Below are 6,300 nucleotides of genomic sequence, written 5' to 3' on the forward strand. Positions count from 1 at the left end.
TCGGGGGGCAGGGGAGTGAGGTCGGCGAAGATGGAGGCGCCGTCGCAGCCGGCGTGCAGCGGGTACCAGCGCGGGGTGCCCGGCGGGCGCTGGAGGCAGATCGCCTTGACCGTCTGCACGTCCAGCAGCCGGACGTGGGTCGGGTCGGCGACCGCGTTCACGTGCCCCCACCAGGGGCTCATCACGTGCAGCACGCCACCCGGGCGGAGCACCCGGTGGCACTCGTCCACCAGCGGCAGGAAATCGATCAGGTGCTCCAGGATGTGCACCGCGAAGAGCACGTCCACCGAGTCGTCGGCCAGCGGCAGCGAGCGGGACAGGTCGGCCACCGCGTTCACCCCGGGAGCCGGGAAGATGTCCAGCCCGAGGTTGCCCGGCCACTGCTTGGTGGCGCCACATCCGAGGTCGACCACCACTGGGTCGCTGCCGCCGACGCGTACCTTGCACCAGACGCCGAGCACGCCGGCCAGCCGACCAACCCGGTCCCGGACCAGGCGCAGCTCGGCCGGCTCGGCGACCTCCCCAGTCAGGTGGGCCACCCCCCGATCGAAGCGCACCTCGACCGCGAGGCCTCGCAGCCGGTCGTCGTGCCGGGTCTGATCGGCCCACGCCTCGGCGAGGAACCCGTCGACCGCCCGGAGCCGCTCGCCCGAGAGCGGAGTCTGTGCCAACGCGACCATACTCAGGCCACCTCCCGGCGCGCGATACCCCGATCTCCGCCCGGTATGCGCCGGCGGTGGCCCCGTCCTCCGGTCAGAGCGGCCTGGCCACGGGTCAGCCGCCAATGGGTGCCGAACGGGTTCCGCAGCCCTCGTCGATGCCGTAGACCTGTGGCCGGGACCTCCCGACAGGTCGCCGGAAGTCGTCGGTGGTGAACGCCCCCCGGCCCCAGGAACCCCGCCGGCACGGCGCTCCCGGTCAGCTGGAGATGGTCCGCCGGGGCCGGCCGACGGCCCGCATCCGCTGCCGGGGCGGCGCGGCGGCCGGCTTCGGCCGCTTGAGGTGGTAGCGGTGCAGCTCGTTGTTGCCGGGCAGGGACGGGTCCTCGCTCATCGCGACCAGCTCCCAGCCCTGGTCGCCGGCCCGGTTGAGGTGGGCCAGCGCCGTGTCGCCGTAGGGCGTCACGTCGACCATCGAGCCGTCCGGGCCGTACCAGACGAACACGACCTCCCAGCCGACGTCGTTGGTGGCCGCCTGGCGCCGGCGGACCAGCAGCGCGTACTCCCACTTGAGCATGGGGTCATTCTCACCCGGCGCGGCCGGGACAGCCCGGATCAGTCCTCGGCGATCCGCCCGGCCGCCACCCGCAGCCGGCGATTGGTCGCCACGGACTCCAGCATCCGCCGGTCGTGGGTCACCAGCAGCAGCGTGCCGGGGTAGCTGGCCAGCGCCGACTCCAGTTGCTCGATGGCGGGCAGGTCGAGGTGGTTGGTCGGCTCGTCCAGCACCAGCAGGTTGACCCCGCGCCCCTGTAGCAGGGCCAGCGCCGCCCTGGTCCGCTCGCCCGGGGACAGGGTCGCCGCCGGCCGCGGCACGTGCCCGGCGCGCAGGCCGAACTTGGCCAGCAGGGTCCGCGCGTCCGCCGGGGACAGCTCCGGTACGGCGGCCCGGAACGCGTCGATCAGCGGCGTGTCGCCGAAGAAGAAACCGCGCGCCTGGTCCACCTCGCCGACCACCACGCCGGGGCCGAGCGCGGCGTGCCCGGAGTCCAGCGGGAGCCGCCCGAGCAGGGCGGCCAGCAGGGTCGACTTGCCGGAGCCGTTCGCCCCGGTCACCGCCACCCGGTCGGCCCAGTCGATCTGGAGGTCCACCGGTCCGAGGGTGAAGCCGCCGCGGCGTACCACCGCGTCGCGCAGCGTGGCCACGACGGCGCCGGCGCGAGGCGCGGCCGCGATCTCCATCCGCAGCTCCCACTCCTTGCGGGGCTCCTCCACCACCTCCAGCCGCTCGATCAGCCGCTCGGTCTGCTTGGCCTTGGCGGCCTGCTTCTCGGTCGCCTCGGAACGGAACTTCCGGCCGATCTTGTCGTTGTCGGTGGCCTTGCGCCGGGCGTTGCGTACGCCCTTCTCCATCCAGGCCCGCTGGGTCCGGGCCCGGGCCGCCAGCGCCGCCCGGGTCTCCGCGTAGTCCTCGTAGTCGGCGCGGGCGTGCCGGCGGGCCACCTCGCGTTCCTCCAGGTAGGCCGCGTAGCCGCCGCCGTAGTGCCGGACCTGCTGCTGCGGCAGGTCGAGCTCCAGCACCCGAGTCACCGTGCGGGTGAGGAACTCCCGGTCGTGGCTGACCAGCACGGTGCCGGCCCGCAGGCCGGTGACGAACTCCTCCAGCCGTTCCAGCCCGGCCAGGTCCAGGTCGTTGGTCGGCTCGTCGAGCAGGAAGACGTCGTAGCGGCTGAGCAGCAGCGAGGCCAGCCCGGCCCGGGCCGCCTGGCCGCCGGAGAGCCCGGTCATCGGATGGTCCAAATCGACCGCGAGACCCAGCTCGGCGGCCACCTGCCCGGCCCGCTCGTCCAGGTCCGCGCCGCCGAGGCCGAGCCAACGCTCCAGTGCCTCCGCGTAGGCGTCGTCGGCTCCGGCGGCGCCGGCGGTGAGCGCCTCGGTGGCCGCGTCCAGCGCGGTCTGCGCGCCGCTCACCCCGGTGCGCCGGGCCAGGAAGCCACGCACGGTCTCGCCGGGCCGCCGCTCCGGCTCCTGCGGCAGGTGCCCGACGCTCGCCGTGGGCGGGCTCAGCGTGACGCTGCCGGCCTCCACCGGCAGCAACCCGGCGAGCGTACGCAGCAGCGTCGACTTGCCGGCCCCGTTCGGCCCGACCAGCCCCACCACGTCGCCGGGCGCGACCACCAGGTCGAGCCCGGAGAAGAGCGGGTGGTCCCCGTGCCCGGCGGCCAGCCCCTTGACGATCAACGTGGCGCTCATGAGGACGCGAGCCTATCCCGGCCCCCCGGTTCCCGCGCGATCTCGCACTCCATGCCCGGGCCTGCCGAGCGGAGAGCCGCACACGCCGGGCCCGAAGTGCCAGGTCGCGGAGGAGGTTCCGGACGGACAAGGCACACTGCTCGGGTGGTGACCACTCTGGCGATCGACTGCGGGGGCGGCGGGATCAAGGCGTCCGTGCTCGACGAGGCGGGGACGATGCGAGCGCGACCACTGCGGGTGCCCACGCCGTACCCGCTGCCGCCGGCGCTCTTCGTCAAGACGCTGCTGGACCTCAGCGCGCGGCTGCCCGCCGCGGACCGGCTCACCGTCGGCATGCCCGGCATGATCCGGCATGGGGTGGTGGTGGCCACCCCGCACTACGTCACCCGGTCCGGCCCGCGTAGCAAGATCGTGCCCGAGCTCCTCGCCGAGTGGTCCGGGTACGACGCGCGCACCGCCCTCGCCGAGGCGTTCGGGGTGCCGGCGCTGGTGCTCAACGACGCCGAGGTGCACGGCGCCGGGGTGGTCGCGGGCACCGGCTGCGAGCTGGTGCTGACCCTCGGCACCGGGCTGGGCAGCGCCCTCTTCGACGGCGGGGTGCTCGCCCCGCACCTGGAACTCTCCCACGCGCCGGTGCGCTGGGGCACCACCTACGACACGTACGTGGGGGAGCCGGAGCGGCGCCGGCTCGGCGACGCGTTCTGGTCCCGCCGGATCCGGCAGGTGGTGGACGGGCTGCGCCCGGTGTTCCGCTGGGACCGGCTCTACCTGGGCGGGGGCAACGCGCGGTTGATCCGGCCGGAGCAGCTGGCCCGGATGGGCGACGACGTGGTGGTGGTGCCGAACACCGCCGGGATCGTCGGTGGGGTCCGGGCCTGGGATCTCGCCGCCGGCCGGCACGGCGCGGCCGCCTGACCGCCCCGCACCTGGCGGGAACAGTCGCGGTGCGAGCGGTGTTGTGCCAGCGTCGGGGGATGGCGGCACGACACGAGGGGGTGGGTGGAATGGATCTTCTGGCCGAGTACCGGCGGGCGACGCTGTTCTTCGAAGCCGGTGATCCGACCCGAGCGGCCCGGCTGCTCGAACCGATCGTCGAGGCCGAGCCCGACAACGCCGCGGTGCGGCAGCTGCTGGCCCGGGCGTACTTCCAGTCGGCCCAGCTCAACCGGGCCGAAAAGCAGCTGCGCGAACTGGTTGACCGGGATCCCAGCGACCACTACGCGCACCACGTGCTGGGCCGGACGCTGGAGCGGCTGAACCGGCACGCCGACGCGCTGCGGCACCTGCGCATCGCGGCGGCCATGCACTGGGGCAACGACGACTACCGGACCGCGCTGCGCCGGGTGGAGACCCGGGTCAGCGGCGGTCGCTGAGCCACCGGCCGACGACGGCCGGCGGGCGTACGGACGGGGCAGCCCGACAGGGCTGCCCCGACCCGTCCCGGCGTCCGTACCATGGGCCGTCATGGGAGCTGAGCTGGAGGTGGGTGCGGAGTGAAGCTCAAACTCGACCTGCACGACATCTTCAACAAGGGCCACGACATCGACCGGGCGCTGCGCGGGATCATGGACGAGGCGGTGGCGAAGAAGGCCACCCTTGTGGAGATCATCCCCGGCAAGGGCTCCGGCCAGCTCAAGAAGCGGGTGCTGCGCTTCCTTGACCAGAAGGACGTCAAGCAGCTCTACCACCGCGTCGAAAAGGACTCGAAGAACTTCGGCCGCCTGTTCGTGCACTTCCGCTGGAAGTAGTGACGGCACGGCACCAGCCGCCGTGTCGCCCGGTTCGCTGAGCGCTATCGACCTGCGGCACTTGCATCCGCACGATCAGCGGCGGCGCGGTGCGCTGGCATGCTGTGCGGATGCGACAGGTCACCGTGCTCGGCAGTTGTGGCGCCTTTCCCGAGTCGGGTCGCGCGTGCAGCGGTTTCGCGGTGGACTGGGACGGCTACCGTCTGGTCTTGGACCTCGGCTACGCCACGCTGCCACGGCTGCTCGCGCACTGGCCGGACGGTGTCGTGGACGCTGTTGCCATCACCCACGAGCACCCGGATCACTGCATCGACCTGCACGGGTTGTTCCGGATGCGGCTCTACGGCAGGGCTGGGGAACCGAGGCTGCCGTTGTACTGTCCGCCCGGCGTGCTCGACCGTCTCGAAGGCCTGGAGCCCGACGTCGACCTGACCGCGGTCTTCGATGTGCGTCCCCTGCCCGGCACCTACCGGGTGGGGCCGTTCGAGCTGACCGGCCTGTCCCTCCCGCACTTCGTGCCCAATGCGGGCATTCGCCTGCAGGCGGGCGAGATCGCCCTGGCCTATTCCGGGGACACCGGTCCAGATCCGCTGCTGGCCGAACTCGGCCGTGACACCGACCTGTTCATCATCGAGGCCACCGACCGGGACGGCGAGATCCTGCGGCCCACCCGCAACCTGATGACGTCCACCGAGGCCGGCCACTGGGCCGCGCGCGCGGGTGCCCGCAGGCTGATGCTCACCCACTTCTGGCCAGGCAACGACCGGGCAGCCTCGGTGGCCGCTGCTCGCGACGTTTTCGAGGGTGGGGTGCTGGCCGCCGAAGAAGACCTCGTCATCACACTCGGCGCGCTCCAAGGTTGACCAGAAGACCCCGGACGGTGGGAGAGGTCTGGGGATCAGGCCGGGCGGGTGCTGAGACTGTCGATCGAGCTAGGGCCGGCGGCGTGCGAAGAGGAACGCTCCTTGTGTGCTCTCGTCCGGGTAGTGGAGCATTTGGGCCTCGACGGTGAACCCCGCGTCACGGAGCCAGGCTGCGACCCGGTCGGGCGGACGGCGGTGGACGTGCACCTTCATCGGGTGGCCGCCATAGCCCTGCGTCTTCAGCCGATGCTCGTCGCCGACGTGAAAGCCGAGCAGCAAGGCACCGTCGGGACGTAACACCCGGTGGAAATGTGCGAGGACCCTGGGGACCTCGTCGTCGGGGATGTGGATCAGTGAGAACCAGGCGAGAAGACCGGCGACGGAGGAATCGGTGAGGTCGAGGTCCGTCATGGAGCCCACCTGGAACCGCAGGCCGGGGTGGTCACGCCGGGCGACGTCGATCATGGCGGGGGAGAGGTCGATGCCGAAGGCCTCGACGCCGAGGTTGTGCAGGTAGGCGGTGATCCGTCCCGGTCCGCAGCCTATGTCGGCCACGGGTCCGCCACCGCTGGCGTGGACCAGTTCGGCGAACAACGCCAGGATCCCCCGTTCGAACGGCGCACCAGCGAGTGCGTCACGCAGCAGGTCCGCATAGCTCTCCGCCACCGCGTCGTAGGACGTCCGGGTGTCGGCAAGCCAGCCGTGAGCGCTCATGCCGGGCACGGTAGTCCAGTGATCAACGGTGCGCGCGTGGCTTCAAGATCAGGTCGGCAGGGC

The 6,300-nt window shown here is 72.4% G+C and carries 7 protein-coding genes and 1 pseudogene; 4 read left to right on the plus strand and 4 right to left on the minus strand.

Going from position 1 to position 6,300, the window contains the following annotated elements; genetic code table 11:
- The 3 genes and pseudogenes from C1I99_RS27915 to C1I99_RS27925 form a co-directional block, all read right to left on the minus strand.
- On the minus strand, positions 1-680 hold a 680-nt coding region (locus C1I99_RS27915), incomplete at its 3' end, for a methyltransferase domain-containing protein (protein ID WP_111137193.1).
- Positions 681-990: 310 nt separating this feature from the next.
- A pseudogene (locus C1I99_RS27920) lies at positions 991-1,236 on the minus strand (hypothetical protein); the annotation flags it as partial.
- A gap of 38 nt (positions 1,237-1,274) precedes the next feature.
- Positions 1,275-2,912, minus strand: coding sequence for an ABC-F family ATP-binding cassette domain-containing protein (locus tag C1I99_RS27925; RefSeq protein WP_111137195.1), 1,638 nt, complete (start codon positions 2,910-2,912; stop codon positions 1,275-1,277).
- Positions 2,913-3,056: 144 nt separating this feature from the next.
- On the opposite strand from C1I99_RS27925, the gene C1I99_RS27930 reads away from it, so the two are divergent.
- From C1I99_RS27930 to C1I99_RS27945, 4 genes are all read left to right on the plus strand, one after another.
- A complete protein-coding gene (locus tag C1I99_RS27930; RefSeq protein ID WP_111137196.1) occupies positions 3,057-3,827 on the plus strand; it encodes an ROK family protein in 771 nt (256 codons plus the stop codon).
- 89 nt (positions 3,828-3,916) lie between these two features.
- Positions 3,917-4,285 carry a tetratricopeptide repeat protein gene (locus C1I99_RS27935; protein WP_111137197.1) on the plus strand — a complete coding sequence of 123 codons (369 nt, stop codon included), beginning with the start codon at positions 3,917-3,919 and terminating at the stop codon, positions 4,283-4,285.
- 120 nt (positions 4,286-4,405) lie between these two features.
- Positions 4,406-4,660: a Smr/MutS family protein gene (locus C1I99_RS27940; protein ID WP_013736060.1), complete on the plus strand. Its 255-nt coding sequence runs from the start codon at positions 4,406-4,408 to the stop codon at positions 4,658-4,660.
- Between the two features lie 110 nt (positions 4,661-4,770).
- On the plus strand, positions 4,771-5,523 hold the full coding sequence (locus tag C1I99_RS27945; RefSeq protein ID WP_111137198.1) for an MBL fold metallo-hydrolase: 753 nt from the start codon (positions 4,771-4,773) through the stop codon (positions 5,521-5,523).
- A gap of 69 nt (positions 5,524-5,592) precedes the next feature.
- On the opposite strand, the gene C1I99_RS27950 is transcribed toward C1I99_RS27945, so the two are convergent.
- Positions 5,593-6,237 (minus strand): class I SAM-dependent DNA methyltransferase, encoded by a 645-nt coding sequence (locus C1I99_RS27950; protein ID WP_111137199.1) that lies wholly within the window; start codon positions 6,235-6,237, stop codon positions 5,593-5,595.
- Between the last annotated feature and the right edge of the window lie 63 nt (positions 6,238-6,300).

The organism is Micromonospora deserti, assembly GCF_003236335.1.
GTDB classification, from domain to species: Bacteria; Actinomycetota; Actinomycetes; order Mycobacteriales; family Micromonosporaceae; genus Micromonospora; species Micromonospora deserti.

Excerpts from the sequence above, each read along its gene's own strand:
- C1I99_RS27925 (WP_111137195.1), bottom strand. The coding sequence starts at position 2,912 with ATGAGCGCCACGTTGATCGTCAAGGGGCTGGCCGCCGGGCACGGGGAC.
- C1I99_RS27935 (WP_111137197.1), top strand. The coding sequence starts at position 3,917 with ATGGATCTTCTGGCCGAGTACCGGCGGGCGACGCTGTTCTTCGAAGCC.
- C1I99_RS27945 (WP_111137198.1), top strand. The coding sequence starts at position 4,771 with ATGCGACAGGTCACCGTGCTCGGCAGTTGTGGCGCCTTTCCCGAGTCG.
- C1I99_RS27950 (WP_111137199.1), bottom strand. The coding sequence starts at position 6,237 with ATGAGCGCTCACGGCTGGCTTGCCGACACCCGGACGTCCTACGACGCG.